This is a genomic window from Brevibacterium album DSM 18261, assembly GCF_000426445.1.
Classification (GTDB): domain Bacteria; phylum Actinomycetota; class Actinomycetes; order Actinomycetales; family Brevibacteriaceae; genus Brevibacterium; species Brevibacterium album.
Map to the genome: position 1 here is coordinate 424,679 of NZ_AUFJ01000010.1, position 19,604 is coordinate 444,282.

20 protein-coding genes and 1 tRNA gene are annotated in these 19,604 nt (G+C 71.2%); 4 read left to right on the forward strand and 17 right to left on the reverse strand.

Going from position 1 to position 19,604, the window contains the following annotated elements; translation table 11 throughout:
- Positions 1-19: 19 nt before the first annotated feature.
- The 4 genes from K318_RS0106095 to K318_RS0106110 all read right to left on the reverse strand — a co-directional run bounded on the left by K318_RS0106095 (position 20) and on the right by K318_RS0106110 (position 4,925).
- Entirely contained in the window at positions 20-655 is a 636-nt protein-coding gene (locus tag K318_RS0106095; RefSeq protein WP_029088830.1) for a DUF6993 domain-containing protein, read from the reverse strand.
- A gap of 174 nt (positions 656-829) precedes the next feature.
- The gene (locus K318_RS23525) at positions 830-1,429 is read right to left on the reverse strand and encodes a single-stranded DNA-binding protein (protein ID WP_051297613.1); all 600 of its coding nucleotides are present in this window, start codon (positions 1,427-1,429) and stop codon (positions 830-832) included.
- A gap of 191 nt (positions 1,430-1,620) precedes the next feature.
- A complete protein-coding gene (locus K318_RS0106105; protein WP_029088831.1) occupies positions 1,621-3,213 on the reverse strand; it encodes a GTPase in 1,593 nt (530 codons plus the stop codon).
- Positions 3,210-4,925: a dynamin family protein gene (locus K318_RS0106110; protein ID WP_245579782.1), complete on the reverse strand. Its 1,716-nt coding sequence runs from the start codon at positions 4,923-4,925 to the stop codon at positions 3,210-3,212. The genes K318_RS0106105 and K318_RS0106110 overlap by 4 nt, the downstream gene beginning before the upstream one ends.
- 20 nt (positions 4,926-4,945) lie before the next feature.
- Here K318_RS0106110 and K318_RS25730 point away from each other — a divergent pair, with 20 nt between their 5' ends.
- Both K318_RS25730 and K318_RS0106115 read left to right on the forward strand, forming a co-directional pair.
- A complete protein-coding gene (locus K318_RS25730; RefSeq protein WP_281170681.1) occupies positions 4,946-5,068 on the forward strand; it encodes a hypothetical protein in 123 nt (40 codons plus the stop codon).
- Positions 5,069-5,178: 110 nt separating this feature from the next.
- The gene (locus K318_RS0106115; RefSeq protein WP_035280741.1) at positions 5,179-5,994 is read left to right on the forward strand and encodes a thioesterase family protein; all 816 of its coding nucleotides are present in this window, start codon (positions 5,179-5,181) and stop codon (positions 5,992-5,994) included.
- Positions 5,995-6,026: 32 nt separating this feature from the next.
- On the opposite strand, the gene K318_RS19805 is transcribed toward K318_RS0106115, so the two are convergent.
- The 6 genes from K318_RS19805 to K318_RS0106145 all read right to left on the reverse strand — a co-directional run bounded on the left by K318_RS19805 (position 6,027) and on the right by K318_RS0106145 (position 10,302).
- A complete protein-coding gene (locus tag K318_RS19805) occupies positions 6,027-6,839 on the reverse strand; it encodes an ABC transporter permease (protein WP_051297614.1) in 813 nt (270 codons plus the stop codon).
- 69 nt (positions 6,840-6,908) lie between these two features.
- Complete coding sequence (locus K318_RS0106125; RefSeq protein ID WP_156913821.1) at positions 6,909-7,121, reverse strand: hypothetical protein; 213 nt, start codon at positions 7,119-7,121, stop codon at positions 6,909-6,911.
- 912 nt (positions 7,122-8,033) lie between these two features.
- Positions 8,034-8,336, reverse strand: a complete 303-nt coding sequence (locus K318_RS0106130; protein WP_029088835.1) for a hypothetical protein — start codon at positions 8,334-8,336, stop codon at positions 8,034-8,036.
- Between the two features lie 239 nt (positions 8,337-8,575).
- Positions 8,576-8,648: transfer RNA gene (locus tag K318_RS0106135), tRNA-Arg, on the reverse strand.
- A gap of 136 nt (positions 8,649-8,784) precedes the next feature.
- Positions 8,785-9,099 (reverse strand): thiamine-binding protein, encoded by a 315-nt coding sequence (locus K318_RS0106140; protein WP_029088836.1) that lies wholly within the window; start codon positions 9,097-9,099, stop codon positions 8,785-8,787.
- 6 nt (positions 9,100-9,105) lie between these two features.
- Positions 9,106-10,302, reverse strand: a complete 1,197-nt coding sequence (locus tag K318_RS0106145) for an acetyl-CoA C-acetyltransferase (protein WP_029088837.1) — start codon at positions 10,300-10,302, stop codon at positions 9,106-9,108.
- A gap of 259 nt (positions 10,303-10,561) precedes the next feature.
- Between K318_RS0106145 and K318_RS19810 the strand changes: the two genes are divergently transcribed.
- On the forward strand, positions 10,562-12,241 hold the full coding sequence (locus K318_RS19810; RefSeq protein ID WP_051297665.1) for a cell division protein: 1,680 nt from the start codon (positions 10,562-10,564) through the stop codon (positions 12,239-12,241).
- Positions 12,242-12,271: 30 nt separating this feature from the next.
- Here the strand turns inward: K318_RS19810 and K318_RS0106155 are convergent, their stop codons facing one another.
- Positions 12,272-12,571 (reverse strand): hypothetical protein, encoded by a 300-nt coding sequence (locus tag K318_RS0106155; RefSeq protein WP_029088838.1) that lies wholly within the window; start codon positions 12,569-12,571, stop codon positions 12,272-12,274.
- Positions 12,572-12,644: 73 nt separating this feature from the next.
- Between K318_RS0106155 and nucS the strand changes: the two genes are divergently transcribed.
- Entirely contained in the window at positions 12,645-13,340 is a 696-nt protein-coding gene (gene nucS, locus K318_RS0106160) for an endonuclease NucS (protein WP_029088839.1), read from the forward strand.
- A gap of 87 nt (positions 13,341-13,427) precedes the next feature.
- Here nucS and murA read toward each other — a convergent pair whose 3' ends face one another.
- The 6 genes from murA to atpA are packed head-to-tail and all read right to left on the reverse strand — an operon-like array spanning position 13,428 to position 19,581.
- Positions 13,428-14,747 (reverse strand): UDP-N-acetylglucosamine 1-carboxyvinyltransferase, encoded by a 1,320-nt coding sequence (gene murA, locus K318_RS0106165; protein ID WP_035280742.1) that lies wholly within the window; start codon positions 14,745-14,747, stop codon positions 13,428-13,430.
- Complete coding sequence (locus K318_RS0106170; RefSeq protein WP_029088841.1) at positions 14,744-15,202, reverse strand: DUF2550 domain-containing protein; 459 nt, start codon at positions 15,200-15,202, stop codon at positions 14,744-14,746. The genes murA and K318_RS0106170 overlap by 4 nt, the downstream gene beginning before the upstream one ends.
- A gap of 27 nt (positions 15,203-15,229) precedes the next feature.
- Positions 15,230-15,493, reverse strand: a complete 264-nt coding sequence (locus K318_RS0106175; RefSeq protein WP_029088842.1) for a F0F1 ATP synthase subunit epsilon — start codon at positions 15,491-15,493, stop codon at positions 15,230-15,232.
- 3 nt (positions 15,494-15,496) lie between these two features.
- A complete protein-coding gene (atpD, locus tag K318_RS0106180) occupies positions 15,497-16,951 on the reverse strand; it encodes a F0F1 ATP synthase subunit beta (protein WP_029088843.1) in 1,455 nt (484 codons plus the stop codon).
- 40 nt (positions 16,952-16,991) lie between these two features.
- Positions 16,992-17,915 (reverse strand): F0F1 ATP synthase subunit gamma, encoded by a 924-nt coding sequence (locus K318_RS0106185; RefSeq protein WP_029088844.1) that lies wholly within the window; start codon positions 17,913-17,915, stop codon positions 16,992-16,994.
- A 37-nt stretch (positions 17,916-17,952) separates the two neighbouring features.
- The gene (gene atpA, locus K318_RS0106190; RefSeq protein WP_029088845.1) at positions 17,953-19,581 is read right to left on the reverse strand and encodes a F0F1 ATP synthase subunit alpha; all 1,629 of its coding nucleotides are present in this window, start codon (positions 19,579-19,581) and stop codon (positions 17,953-17,955) included.
- Positions 19,582-19,604: the final 23 nt, after the last annotated feature.

The window sequence follows — 19,604 nt, forward strand, 5'->3', positions numbered from 1 at the left end:
TCCACCCTATAGCGGCCGGTCAGTTCCCGCCCAGTCCGGCATCCCCGCCCGTGTCGCCGGAGCCTCCGCCCTGATCGCCGCCGTTCCCAGTGCCGCCGGAGCCCTCGCCCGCTCCGCCCGTGCCGTCCTCGGCCTCCTCCGTGCTGAAGCTCTCACCGGGGATGTGCCCGGCCCCGTTGTCTCCGCCGTCCTCGTCCCGCGGCTCCCCGCTCGGCTCCGGCGCCCCCTCCGGCCGCTCCACGCTGCCGTACATGCAGGTGCCGGTCGACTCTGACGGAGGCATGAGGCGCGCCGTGGCCTCTCCCTCGCGGATCTCGCCCACCACGCAGCCGGCGTCCACCCGCACCGCGAACTGCTTGGAGGGCACGCCCGTCTCCAGCGGCGTCTCGTCCTGGGTCGCCTCGAGCTGCTCCACTCCGTAGCCGGCTTCCATGAGCGCCTCGAAGACTGCCTCGGAGCTCGGGATCGACTCGGCATCGCCCAACAGCGGCTCGAGCCCCGCGATCACCTCGTCGACCTCAGCAGGCTCCTCCGTCTCGACCACGCGGGGCTCGGTGGGCGAGGAGCCCTGGAAGAGGGAGCATCCCGCGGTCAGTGCCAGCACCGCCGCGGAGGCCCCCAGGACCGCCGCGGGGCGGTGGAGCGCTCGGATCATGGACGTCCCTTCCCTCAAGGAGCCGAATCGCTCCCACTGTAGCGCCACCTCGGCTGCCCTCCTCTCATCCCGCACACGAAGGCAGGTGCGGCCGGCGCTGAGAGCGGACCGGCCGGCTGCGGAGCCGATGCCACCCGCGAGGAGGCGCACGGTGCGGTGAGAGGGCTCGGCCGCTCAGAAGGGCGGGCCGTCCGCACCGGCGCCGACCCCGGCCGTCACCGGCTGCTCGACGAGTTCTGCACTCTCCCCGGAGGGCTCCGCGACGGCACCGTCGGCCGGCCGCGTGTCCGCGCCGGTCTGCGCGTCTGCGGCATGCGCGGAGGCGCCCGGCGCGGACCAGTGGCCGCTCGCAGCCTCGGCGCCGCCCTCCGCCTCGGCACCGCCCGCCGTGCCGTGCTGCTCCCCGGGCCCGGTGAGCTCGCGGTTCTTCGTGAGCGGCGCGACGCCGAACTGCAGGCTGGGACCGACCGCATGCGCCGTGATGTCGCCCGAGGTGCCCGTCTTCTCCCCGTTGTCCCAGTCCCGCAGCCTCAGCTCCCCCACGACGATGACCTGATCGCCCTTCTTCAGGGAGAACGCCGCGTTCGTCGCCAGGACGCCGTAGGCGCTCACATCGAACCAGCTGGTGCCCGTCGTCGTGTACTCCCCCGTCTGGGGATCGCGCCGCCGGTGGTCCACGCCCACCCGGAAGTTCGCGACGCTGCGGCCGTCCGGCAGGGAGCCGGTGCGCGCATTCGCGGCGAGTCCGCCCACGATCGTGGTGGTGATCCTCATGGTGCCGTCCTTCCTCACGGGACGCCGCGGGAGCGGCGCCTCGGGGACCACCCTGGACCACGCGGGAGCACGGAGGAATGCCGGCGGCGAGCCTGTGGACGGACGCAGCGACCTCCACAGGGCGAGGCACACAGAGTCGCACGCCGTGGGAAGGGGGTCTGTGACGCAGGCCCGCAGACGGCGGTCGCGGCTCAGCGCAGGGCGTCGTGGATGCGCCGGTGGTCAGCCAGCACGGCCGTGATGGGACCGAGGAACTCGCCCTGAGCGGCGGAGAGGACCGCAGCGCGCAGGCGTGCGCCCACGTCCTCGGCCGCGGAGTCCGCGCCCCTCACGCGCGCGCGTGCCGCCCAGGAGGAGGTCAGCCACGAGCCCAGCACGCCCCCGAGGAGCAGCGCGAGCGGCGCGATCCACAGGAGGATGTGCACATCGAAGTCGGTCAGCAGCACCATCAGCAGCTGCGCCGCACCCCACAGCAGACCGGCGACGGTGCAGACGAAGAAGAGCATCTGCAGGAACCGCGCGGTCGACCACCAGCCGGGCCGCTCCCGTTCGATGGGCACCGCGGTGAGCGCGCTGTCGAGCGTCGAGGACAGCACCTCCGCGCTCGCCCGCTCCTGCTTCGCCACCCGTCCCCGCCACACGGCGGGCAGCCCCGCCACAGCGCTCTCGACCAGTTCGTGCGCGGCGAGGCTCACCCGCGCGCTCTGGGCGCCTGTCACCTCGGGGGCGGCCGCCCGCAGCAGCTCGCTGCGCTCGCTGCCGTGCCGCGCACCCAGCGGATCGGCCTTCGACCGCTGGGCCCAGGCCAGCACGGGGTATCCCGTGGCTCGGTAGGCCCTGCGCAGATAGTCCTCGCGCACGGTGCTGGCCAGCGCATCCACGCCGGCGGCGTCCATCATCGCGTCGATGAGGGGGCCGGCCTGCGCGAGGTCGTCGATGCCGCTGGGCGGCTCGCCGAGCTCCGCGAGCACCTTCGCGTTGACGGTGCGCACGTCCGCGAGCAGGCGCTCGACCGCGGCCTCCTTCGCCGTGATCGTCTCCGCGAGGATCCCGCGCAGCCGGGGCACGCCCTCGCGCGTGAGCGCGGAGGCGCCGTGGACGCGCGGATCGGCGATCCCGTCCTCGGCCAGCAGCGAGGCGAAGTGCTCCCGCGCGTGCGCCCGGTCGCCGGCGTCCAGCCGGTCGATCTGGTTGAGGACGAAGACCATTGCTGTGCTGTGCTGGGCGAAGGAGGCGAGATAGCCGGTGTGCAGCGAGTAGTCCGCGTACTTCTGCGGATCGACCACCCAGAAGACGACATCGACGAGGCCCACCATGCGGTCCGATTCGAGCCGGTGCTCGACCGCGGTCGAATCGTGATCGGGGAGGTCCACGAGGATGAGGCCGTGGAGCGCGGTCTCATCGTCGCCGTCGAGGGCCGACTCCCGCCAGGTGCGGTTCTCCTTCGGCACCTCGAGCCAGTCGAGGATCTCCTCGCCGCCGGCGCCCCACACGCAGGCGGTGGGCTTCGAGGTGGTGGGCCGCCGCACGCCGACCTCGGCGATCTCGAGGCCGGAGACGGCGTTGAACAGCGAGGACTTCCCCGATCCGGTCGATCCGGCGAAGGCGACGACGGTGAACTCGTCGCCCAGGCCCATGCGCTCGCCCACCCGGTCGAGCAGCGAGGAGGACTCGGCCACGACCTCCTCGCTCAGGGCCGAGGCGCCCTCGTCGAGCGCCAGGCGCAGGCCCTGCGTCAGCCGTGCGAGCTCTGCCCGGGTGCGTGCGTGGGCCGAAGCCGTCATCGGAGTGCCTCCTTCAGTCGTGCCGCGCCGCTCCTGAGCGCGCCCGCCTGCCGGGGCGGCACCTCGGCGGCGGCGAGGGTCTGGTCGAAGCCGGCCCGGCAGCCTGCCAGGAGCCGCTGGACGCCGTCGAGGAGGCGACTGCGGACGGTGGCGACGAGGTCCGCCGAGGCCTCCTCGCCGAAGCTCGTCGCCAGCAGCTTCGCCGCCACCTCCGTCGTGCCGCCGCCCGGACGCGCGGCGGGTGAGAGGGCCGCGAGCATGAGCACGCAGGCGACCCCGTCCACGCCGAAGGAGAGGATGCGCGCCTTGGCCCGGGCCGATTCCCCGAGGTCGCGCACGAGGACGGCGACCTCATCGGCCCAGCCGGTGACGGCGGCGCGCACACGGGCGTCGAAATCGGCCGGCACCCGCGGGACGGCGGGATCGGGGCAGTCCGCGAGGAGCGTGCGTCCTGCGGGCTGCTCCTCCCAGCCCATGCGGGCCGCGGACACGGCAGCCACCGCCTGCTCCCGGACGAGCACGGCGACGGCGCTCTCCATCGCCTGGCGCAGGGGGCCCGCGGTGTCGCGGCGGCCGGTCACCGCGGCGGTGATGCGGTCGCGCACGCGCGCGACAGTGGGCTCGAGGCCGCGGAAGAACTGGCCCGTGCCCACGAAGTCCTGCCAGCGGGCCAGCACCTCGCCGCGGAGCACGCGGCCGCCGGTGAGCGCGGCGGTGAGCTCCGCGGAGGCCTGTGCGAAGGAGTCGTCCACCGCGCCGGCCAGCCGTGCCCGGGCCTCTTCCTGGGACGCCGCGGACTCGGCGAGGCGCTCGGCCTCCGGCGGCAGGGCGGCGAGCGCGCCTGCCAGCGTGCGCGCGATGACGCGCTCCCGGGCGAGCGCGCTGCGCCCGAGGTTGAGCACCCAGGACGTCAGCGTGAAGGACGCCGATTCCGGCAGGAGGCCGTCCTCGAGCGCGACCTCCGGGACGGTGAAGAGGGGCGAGGAGCCCAGTCCGACCTCGGTGAGCAGCTCGGTGAGATGGTGGCGGACCTCGCGGTTGGCCTCGGCCGGGACGCGGTCGAGCACGAGGGCGATGGTGGTGCCTCGGGCCTCGGCCTCCGTCAGCAGCGCCCAGGGCACGGCATCGGCGTAGCGGGAGGCCGTCGTGACGAAGAGCCAGAGGTCCGCGGCGGCGAGCAGCGCCCGGGCGGCCTCGCGGTTCGCCTCGCTCACGGAATCGATGTCCGGGGAGTCCAGCACCGCGAGCCCCCGCGGGATGACCTCATCGGCGACCATCCGGATGTGCGAGGAGGTGCCGTCTCCCTCCTCCGAACCGGGCGCGTCCGCCTGGCCGGGGGCCTCCGCCAGCGCAGCGCCGAGGCCCTGGAAGTGCTCCGCGTCCTCGGGATGGTGGACGAGCACCGGAACGCGGGTGGTGGGCCGCAGCACGCCGGCCTCCGTCACGGAACGGCGCAGCATCGAGTTGAGCAGGGTCGATTTGCCCGCCCCCGTCGATCCGCCCAGCACGACGAGGAGAGGGGCCTCCGGCGATTCGAGCCGCGGCAGCAGATAGTCCTCGATCTGGGAGGCGAGCGCGCGCCGCAGGGCGCGGCCGGCCCCGGCATCGGGCGTGTCGAGCGGGAGCCGGGCGCCTCTGACCCGGCGGAGCAGCTCAGTCAGGGCCGGGCCCGCCTCCGCTCTGACGGCCGGACGTTTCGCTCGTGGTTCCACGGTGACCAGCATCGACGGTAATGCCGTCCGCGTCGACCCACCACGCCGAGGAGTTGGGGATCTCCTGGGAATCCGGGCCGGTCGTGTGCGCCTCCGGACGACCGCAGGCGGACACGGTGCCCGCCCCGGCGGTGGCCACCTGACGAGCGCGGACGTACGCTGACAGAAGGGTGGCCGAACATTCGCTCAGCGTGCCGGGCCGTCCGGCCACGCCGCAGGCCGCCTGCACCGCACTCGACGAAGAGGAGCACAGATGGGGATCTCGCCCACGATCCCGGAGCCGTTCTACCGGCAGGAGGACGAACACCGCTTCGCCTCCCTGCCGGCGACCACGGGGGTCTGGTCACCCGAGCACCAGCATGCGGGCCCTCCGGCCGCCCTCCTGGTGAGGGCGATGGAACAGCACGGCGGAGGCGAGGGCGTGCGCCTGACCGATGTGCGCTCGGACATCCTCGGTCCCATTCCCGTGCGTCCCCTCGACATCGAGGTGCGCACGCTGCGCGGCGGGCGCTCGATGGAGCTGCTGGAGGCGTCAGCGAACGCGGACGGGCGCACCGTCATGACCGCACGGGCATGGCGGATCCGGCGGGCACCCGAGGACTATCCGGAGCTCGTCGGCTGGCGGACGGGGACCGCTCCGGCGGTGCCCGAGGCGGTCGCGGGTGCGCGCACCGCTGTGTTCACCGGCGGCCACGACAGCGGCTACCAGCGCTCGGTCGAATGGCGGTTCGTCACGGGCGGCCCCGGTTCGCGCGCGCCGGCCGTCGCCTGGGGCAGACAGCACAACCAGCTCGTGGAGGGCGAGGAGCCGAGCCCCTGGCAGCGCGCCCTCGTGCTCGCGGATTCGGCGGGAGGGATCAGCCTCGCGGTGGACCCCGCGACCCACAGGTTCATCAACTGCGATCTGCACGTGGCCCTCGACCGCGATCCGCACGGAGAGTGGCTGAGGATGAGCGCCCAGTCCCTCGCGACTCCCGGCCACGGCGGGATCGTCCACAATGCGCTCGCCGATGTGCACGGTGAGCTGGGCTACGGGCTGCAGGCGATGGTGGCGCAGAACCTGGGGTGAGGGACGACCGGGCGAGGGGCGGCCGCGGGCGCTCAGCGCCTCCTGCGGGAGTTCCCCGGCCGTGCGTCACCGGCGGCACCCGTGCTTCCGGCGGTTCCGGCCTCGGGCAGTGTGCGCGGCGCTCCCAGCAGGAGCGTCCAGAGGGCCACGGCGAGTACCCCAGCGGCCAGGAGGGCTGCGAGCACCATGAGCTGGAAGACGGCCGCGTCGAGGACCGGGAGCCCGCCGAAGACCGCGCCGACGAAGGCGCCGGGCAGCGCGACGAGTCCCGTCACCCGGGTCTGGTCGGTGCTGGGGACGAGGGCTGCGGCCCCTGCCGCTCGCACGGCTCCGCGCGCAGCGGACCTGGGACCGGCTCCGAGCGCGAGCCATGCCTCGATCTGGGGCCGCTGGGCGCGCAGCTCCGAGTCCAGCGCCCGGCCGAACAGCGTGGACACCGTCATCACTCCCCCGATGACGATGCCGCCCACCGCGAGCAGGTAGCGCGGCTGCGCCGGCACGGCGCCCGAGGCGAACACGACGATGCCGGGCACGGCGGCTGCGGCGGCGATGACACCGGCCGCGCGCAGTCCGCCGGCCCAGCTCCAGCCGAGGCGCCGGGCGACGACGGTCGCGGCGACGACCACCATGACGAGCAGGAACAGCAGGACGAGGTCCCTGCGGCCGAGCACGAAGCGCAGCACGAGCGAGAGCAGTCCCAGCTGGAACACTGCGCGCAGGAGCGCCCATGCCTGGAGCCAGGACTGCTCCAGGCGCAGGAGGGCGGTGAGCGCCCATGCCGCTCCCGCGAGGAGGGCCAGGGCCAGGAGGACGGCCGGCTGGACCAGCGTCGCGGAGGTGGTCATGCGCGCATTCTGCACCACGCGCGTGCGCCGCGAGCGCGGGCCCGCGCCTCGGGATCGGCACGGGGGCGCTCAGGACAGCGGAGCCATGAGCTGCCTGCGCAGTGCGGCCTCGCGCTCGCGTTCGAGCTGCCGGTCCAGCTGGTGGCGGCGGATGAGCTGAGCGCGAGTGGGCCGCGGGGGCCGTGGACGAACGGGGGCGCTCCGGCGCGCCCAGCGGACGAGCACGAGCCCGAGCGAGAGGACTATGCGGCGGGGCATCGGATAGACGGGGACTGCAGACACGGACATTCCTTCTTGAATGGCGCGGAATCGAGCGCATTCCGAGACCGGACGTGAAGACGCACAGCCGCATCGGCGCATAGGAGAACCGCAGAAAGGGCAGGGGAGAATGAGGGAGGGGCGAATATCGCCTTCCCGGATCGATGGGGTCGGAACCGCACTCGGAACAGCAGGGAATTCATTTCCTCAGCGCACGAGAGGCGCTGTGAGACGGGATTCCCGGACATTCTGTGCGGGAGGGGTGCGGCGGCGATCTCCGCGCGGCGGCTGCCATGCGAACCGACTGGGATCAGTGGGTCGACCGGACCTTCGGCACCGAGTGCGAACGGACAGCCGCAGCGAAGCTCTCGCACCGTGTGATCCGCACACAGCGGCCTAAGCTGAACACCCGGTCACCGCATGCGTGAAAGAGCGGGGACGTTCGCGCTCAGGCCCATCGCGAAGGACAGCCGTGCGGCGCAGCGCCACACCGGCTCCACAGGAGCGGAATCACGCCCGAGGTCGAGAGTCCACGACTCTGCCGAGACGGGGTGCCGTTCCTCCAAGGGGCGCGGCGGCTCCTCCGAACGCAGTGAAAATCGGGGTTGCAGGCGACAGAGCGTGCATCATCGCAGTAATCATCATGACCGCCTCCGATCCTCTCGCGTTCGTCTCATTCTTCGCAGTCCTCATTCGAGGCGACTGCAGCAAGGGCGACCGTATTCTCCGGTCCCATGAGCCACCGACCAGGTCTTCACACGTGAAGGAGCAATCGGATGGCGTTGCATTGAACACATTAACAGCCGAAGCGACAGCGCACAACGGCAGAACCGAGATGATCGCAGTTTTTTTTCGCCGTCCGGATCGCATGTCTGTCCGGACCGAGTGCAGGCGAGGAACGGGACGGAGGTCGTGCCCGTTGCCGCTCCGTGCGATTCAGGGCTGATTCGGGTAGCTGACAGAGGGGCCCGGCTCCTCGCAGCGCGGCAACAGGCCTGCGACCCAGGCGCGTGGGATCTGCACCGGCGGCCAGATCAGGAGGTCGTCGCCCTCGCTCTCCAGATGCACGGTCGCGAAGGCGATGTCGTCACGGTCGGACCAGTAGACGGCAACATGCAGACTGCCCCCCCCCGAGGAGCCCGTCAGCGACTGCTCCTCGATCTCGCGACGAGTGATCCCGGTGCTCCTCAGCGCCGCGTGCACCACCGTGCCCCGGTCGGCGGTTCCCCGATATGCCATGCTCTCGGCGGCGAGCCTGCGACCGGAGTGCCGGTGCCGAAGCGCGCCCTTCGTGCACGGCGAGCGCCGGAGCCGGATCGAAGAAGCGCTGCGACGTCGCCGGCACGTCGGCGCGGCTCCACCGGGCCGGTTCGACCTGCCCAGCACCAGGGTCGGAGCTCACAGCTCAGGCGCCTCCCTGCCCTCAGTCCCAGCAGCCCTTGTCTCCAGGGACCGAGATCCGAGACCTGCGTGTTGAGCGCCCCCAGCAGGACTCGAACCTGCAACCTACGGATTAGAAGGCCGTTGCTCTATCCATTGAGCTATGGGGGCCTCTCGCGCGGTCCTCCCGCACGGACGCAGGCCATTCTACCCACGTCTGCATGCCTGCTCGAACGAAGGGCCGGCAGCCCGCGCGAAGCACGAGATGCCGGCCCTTCCCACCCTCCACCGGCTGGAGAGGGAGCCCTCAGACCTCCGTGTCGAGCGCCTTCTCCAGGCGCTCGAGCTTCCCGTCGAGCTCACCGGTGCGGCCGGGCCGGATATCGGCCTTGATCACGAGCGAGACGCGGGGCCCGTATGCGGCCACGGCCTCGGTCGCGGCCTTCACCACGGCGAAGACCTCGTCCCACTCCCCCTCGAGCGTCGTGAACATGGAATCGGTGCGGTGCGGCAGGCCGGATTCCCGGACCACCCGCACCGCGGCGGCGACGGCGTCGTGGACGCCGCCGTCGCCGTCAGGATCTGCACCGCCGGATGGTGCGACTGAGAATGCGAGCAGCATGTGCGATCACTCCTTCGGAACTGAGACGATGAGCGCATCGCCCTGACCGCCGCCGCCGCAGAGCGCGGCCACACCCGTGCCGCCTCCCCTGCGGCCCAGCTCCAGGGCGAGGTCGAGGACGAGCCGCGCGCCCGAGGCGCCGATCGGATGGCCCAGGGCGATGGCACCGCCGTTGACGTTGACCTTCTCCGGGTCGATGCCCAGATCCGCTGTGGAGGCCAGCCCGACCGCGGCGAAGGCCTCGTTGATCTCGTACAGGTCGAAGGAGTCCGCCTCGACCCCGGCCCGGGCGGCCGCCGCGCGGATCGCATCCGAGGGCTGGTGCTGCAGCGAGGAGTCGGGGCCCGCGGTCCAGCCGTGCGCACCGATCTCCGCGAGGATCGGCAGCCCGAGCTCGAGCGCCTTCTCCTTCGAGGCCACCACGACGGCCACGGCTCCGTCCGAGATCTGCGAGGCGTTGCCGGCCGTGATCGTGCCGTCCTTCCGGAACGCCGGACGCAGCCCGCCCAGCGACTCCGCGGTCGAATCGGGGCGCACGCCCTCGTCCGCCGAGACCACCGTCTCCCCCTTCCGCGAGGTGATCGTCACCGGTGCGATCTCGTCCGCGAAGCGTCCGGCCTCCTGCGCGGCCGCCGCCTTCCGGTGCGAAGCCGCGGCGAAGGCGTCCTGCTCCTCGCGGGAGAAGGCACGCCGCTCACCGTCGTCGCTGTTCGCCGATTCCGTCAGCCCGCCCATCGCCTGGTCCGTGAACGCGTCCCACAGCCCGTCGTAGTCCATGTGGTCGCGCACCTGGACCGTGCCGTACTTGTATCCCGCGCGGGACTTCTCCAGCAGGTGGGGCGCATTGGTCATGGACTCCTGGCCGCCGGCCACCACGAGGTCGTACTCGCCCGCCCGCACGAGGAGCGCGGCCTGCGCGATCGCGTTGATCCCGGAGAGGCAGATCTTGTTGATCGTGATCGCCGGAACGCTCATGGGGATGCCGGCGCTGACCGCGGCCTGACGTGCCGGGCCCTGCCCGCATCCCGCCTGGAGCACCTGCCCCATGATGACGTACTCGATGTCCGCAGGCGCCGCGCCGGACCGGTCCAGCGCGCCCTTGATCGCCACTCCGCCCAGCTCGGCGGCACTGAGCGAGCCCAGCGCTCCCGACATCTTCCCGAACGGTGTCCGCGCACCGCCGACGATGACCGCCTCTGCCATGTCTCCTCCTCCCCACACCCCGCGGCCGCTGCCCGGAGATGTGTCCTGGTTCTCATACTCCACCAGCGTATCCGACCCCCCTGCACGCCGCCCCGGCCGTGCGCGGACTCCGCCCCGCCCTCCTGCCAGAACACTGATATCCGCACCGGACGAGGACGACTAGAGTATGAGGCGGTGACCAGTTCAGCGGGGCCTCCCGCCGCACCGGAGGCACACCCTGAACCGGATGCATGTCCGCAGACGAATGACGGGAGACACGGTGACACCGCCAGAGGAGTTCCGCACAGCGATGCGCGGGTACGAGAAGAACGAGGTCGACACGCGGTTCGGCCAGCTGAAGACGGAGATCGACTCGCTCCGCAAGGCGCTCAAGGACGCGCGCAGCCAGGTCGTCGCCGCAGACCGGGCGAAGCTCCAGGTCGCCGGTGAGCTCTCGGAGGCCAGACAGCAGCTGAAGAAGGCCTCGAGCGAGGCGACCGAGACCGAGGGCGCACCCGGCACGCGCATCGACCATCTGCTCAAGATCGCGGAGTCGCAGGCCCGCGAGACCCTGGCCCAGGCCACCGCGGATGCCGAGACCATCCGCAACAAGGCCCGTGCCGATGCCGCCGGTCAGCGTGCGCGCATGCACACCGAGGCCGATGACACCCTCAGCTCCGCCCGCTCCGAGGCCGAGGCCATCACCTCCTCCGCGGAGCTGCGCGCCTCGGAGACCGTGACCGCCGCGGAGAAGAAGGCGGAGGAGATCGTCGAGACCGCCCGGCGGGAGGCCGAGCGCCTCCGCGAGACCGCCGCGGCCGAGGTCAAGGACGAGCGCGAGGCCTTCGACCGCGAGCTCGCGAGCAGACGGGCCGAGGCCGAGGAGGAGGTCGCCCGCCTCCGCAGTGAGGCCAAGCAGGAGACCGATGCCCTCAGGGCCGCCGCAAAGGAGCAGACCGACGCTCTGCGGGCAGCCGCCGAGCAGGACACCGACGCTCTGCGCGAAACGGTCCAGCGGGAGGTCGCGGAGCTCCGCGAGACCGCCGAGCGCGAGACCGACGCCCTCCGCGCCTCTGCGCAGCAGGAGGCGGATGCACTGCGGACGGCGGCCGAGCAGCGCGAGGCAGAGACCACTGAGCGCGCCGACGCCCTCGACCTCGAGCTCGCCACCAAGCGGCGCGAGTTCGAGGCCGCGGAGAAGGAGCGCTTCGAGAAGACGAAGGCAGCCAACGACGCACTCATCGCCGAGGCCCGGGCCCGGGCCGAGCGCGCCGAAGCGGATGCGAAGGCCGCATCGGAGCAGGCCGAGCGCACCCGTGCGGAGGCTGTCGAGCAGGCCGACACCCTCATCGCCGACGGCAAGCAGCGGGCGCAGACGCTCATCAGCGAGGCCCGGCAGACGGCCGAGGCGACGATCGAGGAGTCCCAGGCCGAGGCCCGCCGCAACGTGCAGGCGGCGCAGTCGCAGGTGGACCTGCTCACGAAGCAGCGCAAGACCATCGCCGCGCAGCTCGACCAGCTGCGCTCGATGTTCGCCACCCCCGGCCTCCTGCCGGTCCCGGACGCGGAGCAGCCGCCCAGCCCCGAGCGCATCGCGGCCGGCGCCGTGCCCACCGAGCGGATCGCGGACGAGGACGAGCTCGAACGGCTCAAGGAGGAGGCCGGACTCGGCGACGGCGAGACGGGGGCGGAGACCTCAGCAGAGGCCGCCGACTCCGATGACCCGGAGGTCGGAGGCCCGGAGGCCGGAGGCCAGGGCGAGGACGACGGCAGCGCAGCGACCGGCGGGACCACGGACCCCGCTGAGGACAGTGACGGCGCTGCCGCTGATGCCGCGGAGGCGTCCGCCGAGGACGACACCGCCTCCGAGGACACCGCGGAGCCCGAGCAGGCGACGCAGGAGATGCCGGTCAGCGGCGGGTCGCTCCGCAGCACGCCCCCGGGCAACCGCCTGCGCTGATCCCGCCTCACACGTCCTGCTTCCGTCCCCTCAGCGTCTGCGGGCGCGGAAGCAGGACGTATGCCAGTGGCGCCTCGCCTCCGGGCCGATCCCGATCCCGTAGCCGGCGATCTCACGCCACGCCACCGTGTGCGGGGCCGAGGCGGGCAGCACCTGATTGCAGCCGGGGCACACATAGCTCTTGCCGCTGGCGCTGCCGGAGACCTCCTGCACGATCCACTGGCCGTCGGAGGAGTCGTCCACGCGCCGGCGCGTTGCGAAGCCGGCGGAGAGCGGACGGGACTCCCTCTGCCACTTGTTGGTCCTGCGGGATGACGAGGAGCGGGGCATGCGGGAATTCTCTCACGTGCGCACCGGAGCCCCCGTGGCAGGCCGGCATCCTCCTCGCGTAGGCTGGTGGACCGTGCGAGTTGTGATAGCGAAATGCCAGGTCGACTACGCAGGCAGGCTCACGGCCCACCTGCCCCTGGCCACACGGGTCCTCATGATCAAGGCGGACGGCAGCGTGCTCGTCCACTCCGACGGCGGCTCCTACAAGCCGCTCAACTGGATGACCCCGCCCTGCGCGCTGCGAGAGAGCGAGCCCGACGAGGCCCAGGCCGAGGCCGGCTTCACCCGCATCTGGACGATCAGCCAGAAGAAGACCGACGACACCCTCGTCATCTCGCTCGCCGAGGTCTACGAGGACATCAGCCGCGAGCTCGGCACGGATCCCGGGCTCATCAAGGACGGGGTCGAGGCGCACCTCCAGGAGCTCCTGGCCGAGCACATCGAGACCCTCGGCGACGGGTTCACGACGGTCCGGCGCGAGTACATGACCGCGATCGGCCCGGTCGACATCCTCGCCCGCGATGCGGCAGGCGCCTCGGTCGCGGTCGAGATCAAGCGCCGCGGGGGCATCGACGGCGTCGAGCAGCTCACGCGCTACCTCGAGCTCATGAACCGCGATCCCGCCCTCTCCCCCGTCACCGGCGTGTTCGCCGCGCAGGAGATCAGGCCGCAGGCCCGCACGCTCGCCGAGGACCGCGGCATCCGCTGCATCACGCTCGACTACGATGCGCTGCGCGGCATGGACGATCCGGACACCCGCCTCTTCTGAGGCTCCCCGGACGCGCACGCGAAAGCTCGGGGTGCGCACGCAGTTGCGTGTGCACCCCGAGCTTTCGTGCATCCGGGAACCGCGCGCTCAGAGGAAGTCGGGCTCGTCCTTCTCGAGGCGCCTGATCACCGCGCCGAGGCCCGTGAGCTTCCCGACGAAGTCCTCGTAGCCCCGGTCGATGTGATCCACCCCGGAGACCTCGGTGCGCCCCTCGGCCAGCAGGCCGCCCAGGACGAGTCCCGCGCCGGCGCGGATGTCACTGGCCTCGACCTCGGCCCCGGAGAGGCTCTCCACGCCTGTGACGAGCGCGTGATTGCCGTCGATGCTCACACGCGCGCCGAGCCTGGAGAGCTCGTTGACGAAGCGCCACCGCGCCTCGAAGAGGTTCTCCGTCAGCAGGCCCACGCCCTCGGCGACCGCATTGAGCGCGATGACGAACGGCTGCAGGTCGGTGGGGAACCCCGGGAAGGGCAGCGTGGCGACGTGGATGGAGCGCGGACGCTCCGGCCCCTGCACGCGGAAGCCGGGGTCCTCGGTCGTCGCGGAATCGCGGTTCGGCGTGCCCGGCACCTCCGTGAGGACGGCACCGGCCTCCTCGAGCTTGTCGACGACGTTCGGCAGCAGCTCACGGCCCACGCCCCGCACCGTCACATCGCCGCCGGTCGCAGCCGCGGCGAACGCCCAGGTGCCTGCGACGATCCGGTCGCCGACGCACCGGTGGGAGACCGGCGCGAGCGCCTCGACGCCGCGCACCACGAGGCGCGACGTGCCGATCCCGTCGATCCGCGCGCCCATCGCGACGAGCATCTCGCAGATGTCGACGATCTCGGGCTCCCGCGCGGCGTTCTCGACCACGGTCTCGCCCTCGGCCAGCACGGCCGCCATCACGAGGTTCTCGGTCGCGCCCACCGAGGGGAAGGCCAGGCCGATCTCCGCTCCCCGGAGACCGCCGGGGGCGCTTGCGACGAAGTACCCGTGCTCGAGGGTCACGCGGGCGCCCAGCTGCTCGAGGCCCTTCTGATGCATATCGAGGCCCCGCGAGCCGATCGCGTCGCCGCCCGGCACCGCCACCTCGGCCGCGTGCATCCGCCCCACGAGGGGACCGAGCACGGAGATCGAGGCGCGCATGAGCCGCACCAGCTGATAGTCCGCGGTGATTCCCGGGCGCTCGGGGACGTCGATGCTCACGACGCCGGCCTCGGCGTCGTAGTCGATCTCGCAGCCGAGGCGCCGGAGCAGCTCGCACATGATCCGCACGTCCGCGATCGCGGGGACGTTCGCGATCGTCGACCGACCCGGTGCCAGCAGGGTCGCCGCCATGAGCTTGAGGACGGAGTTCTTCGCGCCCCGGACCACCACCTCGCCGCTGAGGGCAGTGGGCCCGTCGATCGCGAAGACCTCCATCATGTGAACCGTCCCATCGAATGATTGGCGCCGGGGGGTGCGGACTCGAGCCACGAGGCGAATCCGGACAGCGCCTCGGCGTCGAGTGCGAGGCGGACCGTCTTGGGCGAGCCGCGGAACACATCGTAGCGGCACTCGATGACGTACGCGTCCGGCAGCATCGAGTACTGCTCCGCGGTGCCCGGGGCCCTGCGCGAGACGATCTCGAGATCGCTGCGCGGCAGGGCGAGGCTCGCGTGCGGCCGCAGGCTGAACACGGGGTACCAGTCGAGGGAGGAGTTGCCGAACACCGCGACCCCCAGCCGCCATGTGCCGGGCCGGGAGCCGCTCTCGGCGGAGCAGTCGAAGGCGCCGGCCGCTCGAGTGAGCGACCGGCGCCTGACGGAGAGCAGGACGAAGACGACGACCGCCGCGCATGCCGATGAGAGCAGAGTGATCAGCAGCGCGGATGCCAGCACGGTCGTCTCAGTCCTGTTCCGGAGATCTCAGCTGACGATCTCGGCCGCATCCGCGACCACGGACACGCGGTCGTTCGCGACGGACAGGAAGCCCCCGTCCGCCTGTGCGCGCACGAGCGTGCCGTCCTCCCTGAGGATGCGGACCTCGCCCCCGGCCACGAGGCCCATGACGGGCTCATGGCCGGGGAGGATGCCGATCTCGCCCTCGGTGGTGCGGGCCACGACGCGGGACGCCTGACCGCTCCAGACCTCCTGCTCGGCGGACACGACGGCGACATCGAGGACAGCCATGGGTCAGTTCTCCTTCTGGAGCTCGTCGTAGTTGCGCAGCACGTCCTCGATCGGACCGACGTTGAAGAAGCACTGCTCCGGGATGTGATCGTACTTCCCGTCGCAGATCCCGCGGAAGCCCTCGATGGTGTCGTTGATCGGGACCGTCGAGCCCTCGACGCCGGTGAACTGCAGAGCGGTGTACGTGTTCTGCGAGAGGAACTGCTCGATGCGCCGCGCGCGGTGCACCGTGAGCTTGTCCTCCTCGGAGAGCTCGTCCACGCCCAGGATCGCGATGATGTCCTGGAGCTCCTTGTTCTTCTGCAGGATCGCCTTCACGCGGTTGGCCACCTCGTAGTGGTCCTCCCCCACGACCTGCGGGTCGAGGATCCGCGAGGACGAGGTGAGCGGATCCACCGCCGGGTAGAGGCCGCGCGAGGCGATGTCGCGGTTGAGCTCGGTCGTCGCGTCGAGGTGTGCGAACGTCGTCGCCGGAGCCGGGTCGGTGTAGTCGTCCGCGGGCACGTAGATCGCCTGAAGCGAGGTGATCGAGTTGCCGCGGGTCGAGGTGATGCGCTCCTGGAGCACACCCATCTCGTCCGCGAGCGTGGGCTGGTAGCCCACCGCCGAGGGCATGCGGCCCAGCAGCGTCGAGACCTCGGAGCCGGCCTGCGTGAAGCGGAAGATGTTGTCGATGAAGAGCAGCACGTCCTGGTTCTGGACATCGCGGAAGTACTCCGCCATGGTCAGACCGGTGAGCGCCACGCGCAGACGCGTGCCCGGCGGCTCGTCCATCTGGCCGAACACGAGGGCGGTCTTGTCCAGCACGCCGGACTCGTCCATCTCGAAGATGAGGTCGTTGCCCTCACGCGTCCGCTCGCCCACACCGGCGAACACGGACACGCCGCCGTGGTCCTGGGCCACACGGGTGATCATCTCCTGGATGAGCACCGTCTTGCCCACACCGGCACCGCCGAACAGGCCGATCTTCCCGCCCTGCACGTAGGGGGTCAGCAGGTCGATGACCTTGATACCGGTCTCGAACATCTGGGTCTTGGACTCCAGCTGGTCGAAGGTCGGGGCCTGGCGGTGGATGGGCCAGCGCTCGGTGATCTCGTAGGGCTCCGAGAGCATCGAGTCGTTGAGCACGTCGCCCACGGTGTTGAACACCTTGCCCTTGGTGACGTCACCGACCGGCACGCTGATCGGCGCACCGGTGTCGACGACCTCCTGGCCGCGGACCATGCCGTCGGTCGGCTGCAGGGAGATGGCACGGATGATCCCGTTGCCCAGCTGCAGCTCGACCTCGAGCGTGATGTTCCTGACGCCCTCGGAGAGCGTCACCTCGGTCTTCAGAGCGTTGTAGATGGAGGGCACGGAATCGAGCGGGAACTCGATGTCCACGACGGGCCCGATGACCCTCGTGATGCGGCCCACGGTCCCCTGCACCTGGGGGGCTTCCGTAACTGTGGCTGTCATATCTGCTTTCTCTTCTGCTCTCGTTGGCCCGGCGGGGTGATCAGTCGTCGGCACCGGACGCGGCCAGCGCGTCGGCACCGCCCACGATCTCGGAGATCTCCTGGGTGATCTCGGCCTGGCGGGCCGAGTTCGCGAGCCGGGTGTAGGTCCGGATGAGGTCGTCTGCGTTGTCCGTCGCGGTCTTCATCGCCTGCTGGCGGGCGGCCTGCTCGGCGGCCGAGGCGCTCAGCAGCGCGGAGAGGATCCGCGAGTCGATGTACCGCGGCAGGAGCGCGTCGAGCACCTGCTCCGGGCTCGGCTCGAACTCGTACAGCGGGAACACCTCGGTCTGGGCAGCGGCCTGGCCCTGCCCGCCGGCCTCCTCCTCGACGACCTCGAGGGGGATGAGCCTGCGGTACTCGGGCTTCCGGTCCACGGCATTGCGGTAGACGGTGGAGACGAGGTAGATCTCGTCCACGCCGCCGTCCGCGGCGTCCGTGTCGAACGCCTGCAGCAGCGCCTCGCCGATCTCACGGGCGTGCTCGCCCGTGGGCGCCTCGGAGAAGCCCGTCCACGACCGCGCGATCTCGCGATCCCGGAAGGTGTAGTAGGTCTCCGCCTTGCGGCCCACGGTGTAGAGCGAGACCTCCTTGCCCGCCTCCCTGAGCAGGGCGATGAGCTCCTCGGCCTCGCGGATCACGTTCGCGGAGTACGCGCCCGCGAAGCCGCGGTCGGGGCCGATGACGACCACCGCTGCGCGGTCGATCGTCTCCGGCTCGGTCGTGAGCGTGTGATCCACGTTCGACTGCGTGGCGAGCACCGACACCGCACGGGTGATCTCCCGGGCGTACGGACTTGCGGCCTGAGCACGCGCAACCGCCTTCTGGATGCGCGAGGCCGCGATGAGCTCCATCGCCTTGAAGATCTTGCGCAGGGACGACGTCGAGTTGATCTTCGCCTTGTAGACCCTCTGCTGAGCGCCCATCAGTGAGTCCTTTCCGTCTGGCTCGTCACGGTGTCGCTCACCGCTTCTGCTTGACGATCTGCTCCTGCTGGACCTCGGACTCGTCAGCGGCGCTGACGGCCTCGGAGCCCGCAGCAGCCGCGGACGTCTGGAAGCCCGCCGTGAAGTCCTTCACCGCAGCCTCGAGCTCGGCCAGGATGTCCTTGCCCAGCTTGTCCTTGAGCCCGGCGATGGTCGGCAGCAGCTCGGTCCTGCGCTCCAGGTAGTCGTGGAACTCGGACTCGAAGCGCAGGACGTCCTCGACCGGGATCGAGTCGAGGTGGCCCTCGGATCCCATCCAGATGGAGACGGTCTGCTTCTCCGCCGGCATCGGCGAGTACTGGGGCTGCTTGAGCAGCTCCATGAGACGCGCGCCCCGGTCCAGCTGCTGGCGCGTGGCCGCGTCCAGATCGGAGGCGAACATCGCGAAGGCCTCGAGCGAGCGGTACTGCGCGAGCGAGATCTTCAGTGTGCCGGAGACGCCGCGCAGGGGCTTCGTCTGCGCGGAGCCGCCCACGCGGGACACCGACACGCCGACGTCGACCGCCGGGCGCTGACCCGAGTTGAAGAGATCCGACTGCAGGAAGATCTGTCCGTCGGTGATCGAGATGACGTTGGTGGGAATGAATGCGCCCACGTCATTGGCCTTCGTCTCGATGATCGGCAGACCGGTCATCGAGCCGCCGCCCATCTTGTCCGAAAGCTTGGCGCAGCGCTCCAGGAGGCGCGAGTGCAGGTAGAACACATCGCCCGGGTAGGCCTCGCGGCCCGGCGGACGGCGCAGGAGGAGCGAGATCGCGCGGTAGGCCTCGGCCTGCTTCGAGAGATCGTCGAACACGATGAGGACGTGCTTGCCCTGGTACATCCAGTGCTGGCCGATCGCCGAGCCGGCGTAGGGGGCCAGGTACTTGTAGCCCGCGGGGTCCGAGGCCGGGGAGGACACGATGGTGGTGTACTCCATCGCGCCGGCCTCTTCCAGCGTCCTGCGGACGCCGGCGATGGTCGAGCCCTTCTGACCGCAGGCCACATAGATGCAGCGCACCTGCTTGGTCGGGTCGCCGGACTCCCAGTTGGCCTTCTGGTTGAGGATCGTGTCGACGGCGATCGCGGTCTTGCCGGTCTTGCGGTCGCCGATGATGAGCTGACGCTGTCCGCGGCCGATCGGGATCATGGAGTCGATCGCCTTCATGCCCGTCTGCAGCGGCTCCTTGACCTCCTTGCGGTCCATGACGCCGGCTGCCTGCAGCTCGAGCTCGCGGCGGCCCTCCGCGGCGATCTCGCCGAGGCCGTCGACCGGGTTGCCGAGCGGGTCCACGACGCGGCCGAGGAAGCCGTCGCCCACCGGCACGGAGAGGACCTCACCGGTGCGGTAGACGCTCTGCTCCTCCGCGATGCTCGCGAAGTCGCCGAGGACGACGACGCCGATCTCGCGCTCGTCGAGGTTCTGCGCGAGGCCGAGCGTGCCGTCCTCGAAGCGCAGGAGCTCATTGGCCATCGTGCCGGGCAGCCCGGACACCTGGGCGATGCCGTCACCCGCGGTGACGACCTTGCCGACCTCGGTCCTGTCGCCGGACTGGGGCGAGTACGACTCGACGAACTTCCCCAGGGCGTCCCGGATCTCCTCCGGGCGAATTGTCAGTTCCGCCATAGCGGTTTCCCTGCTTCCTTAGA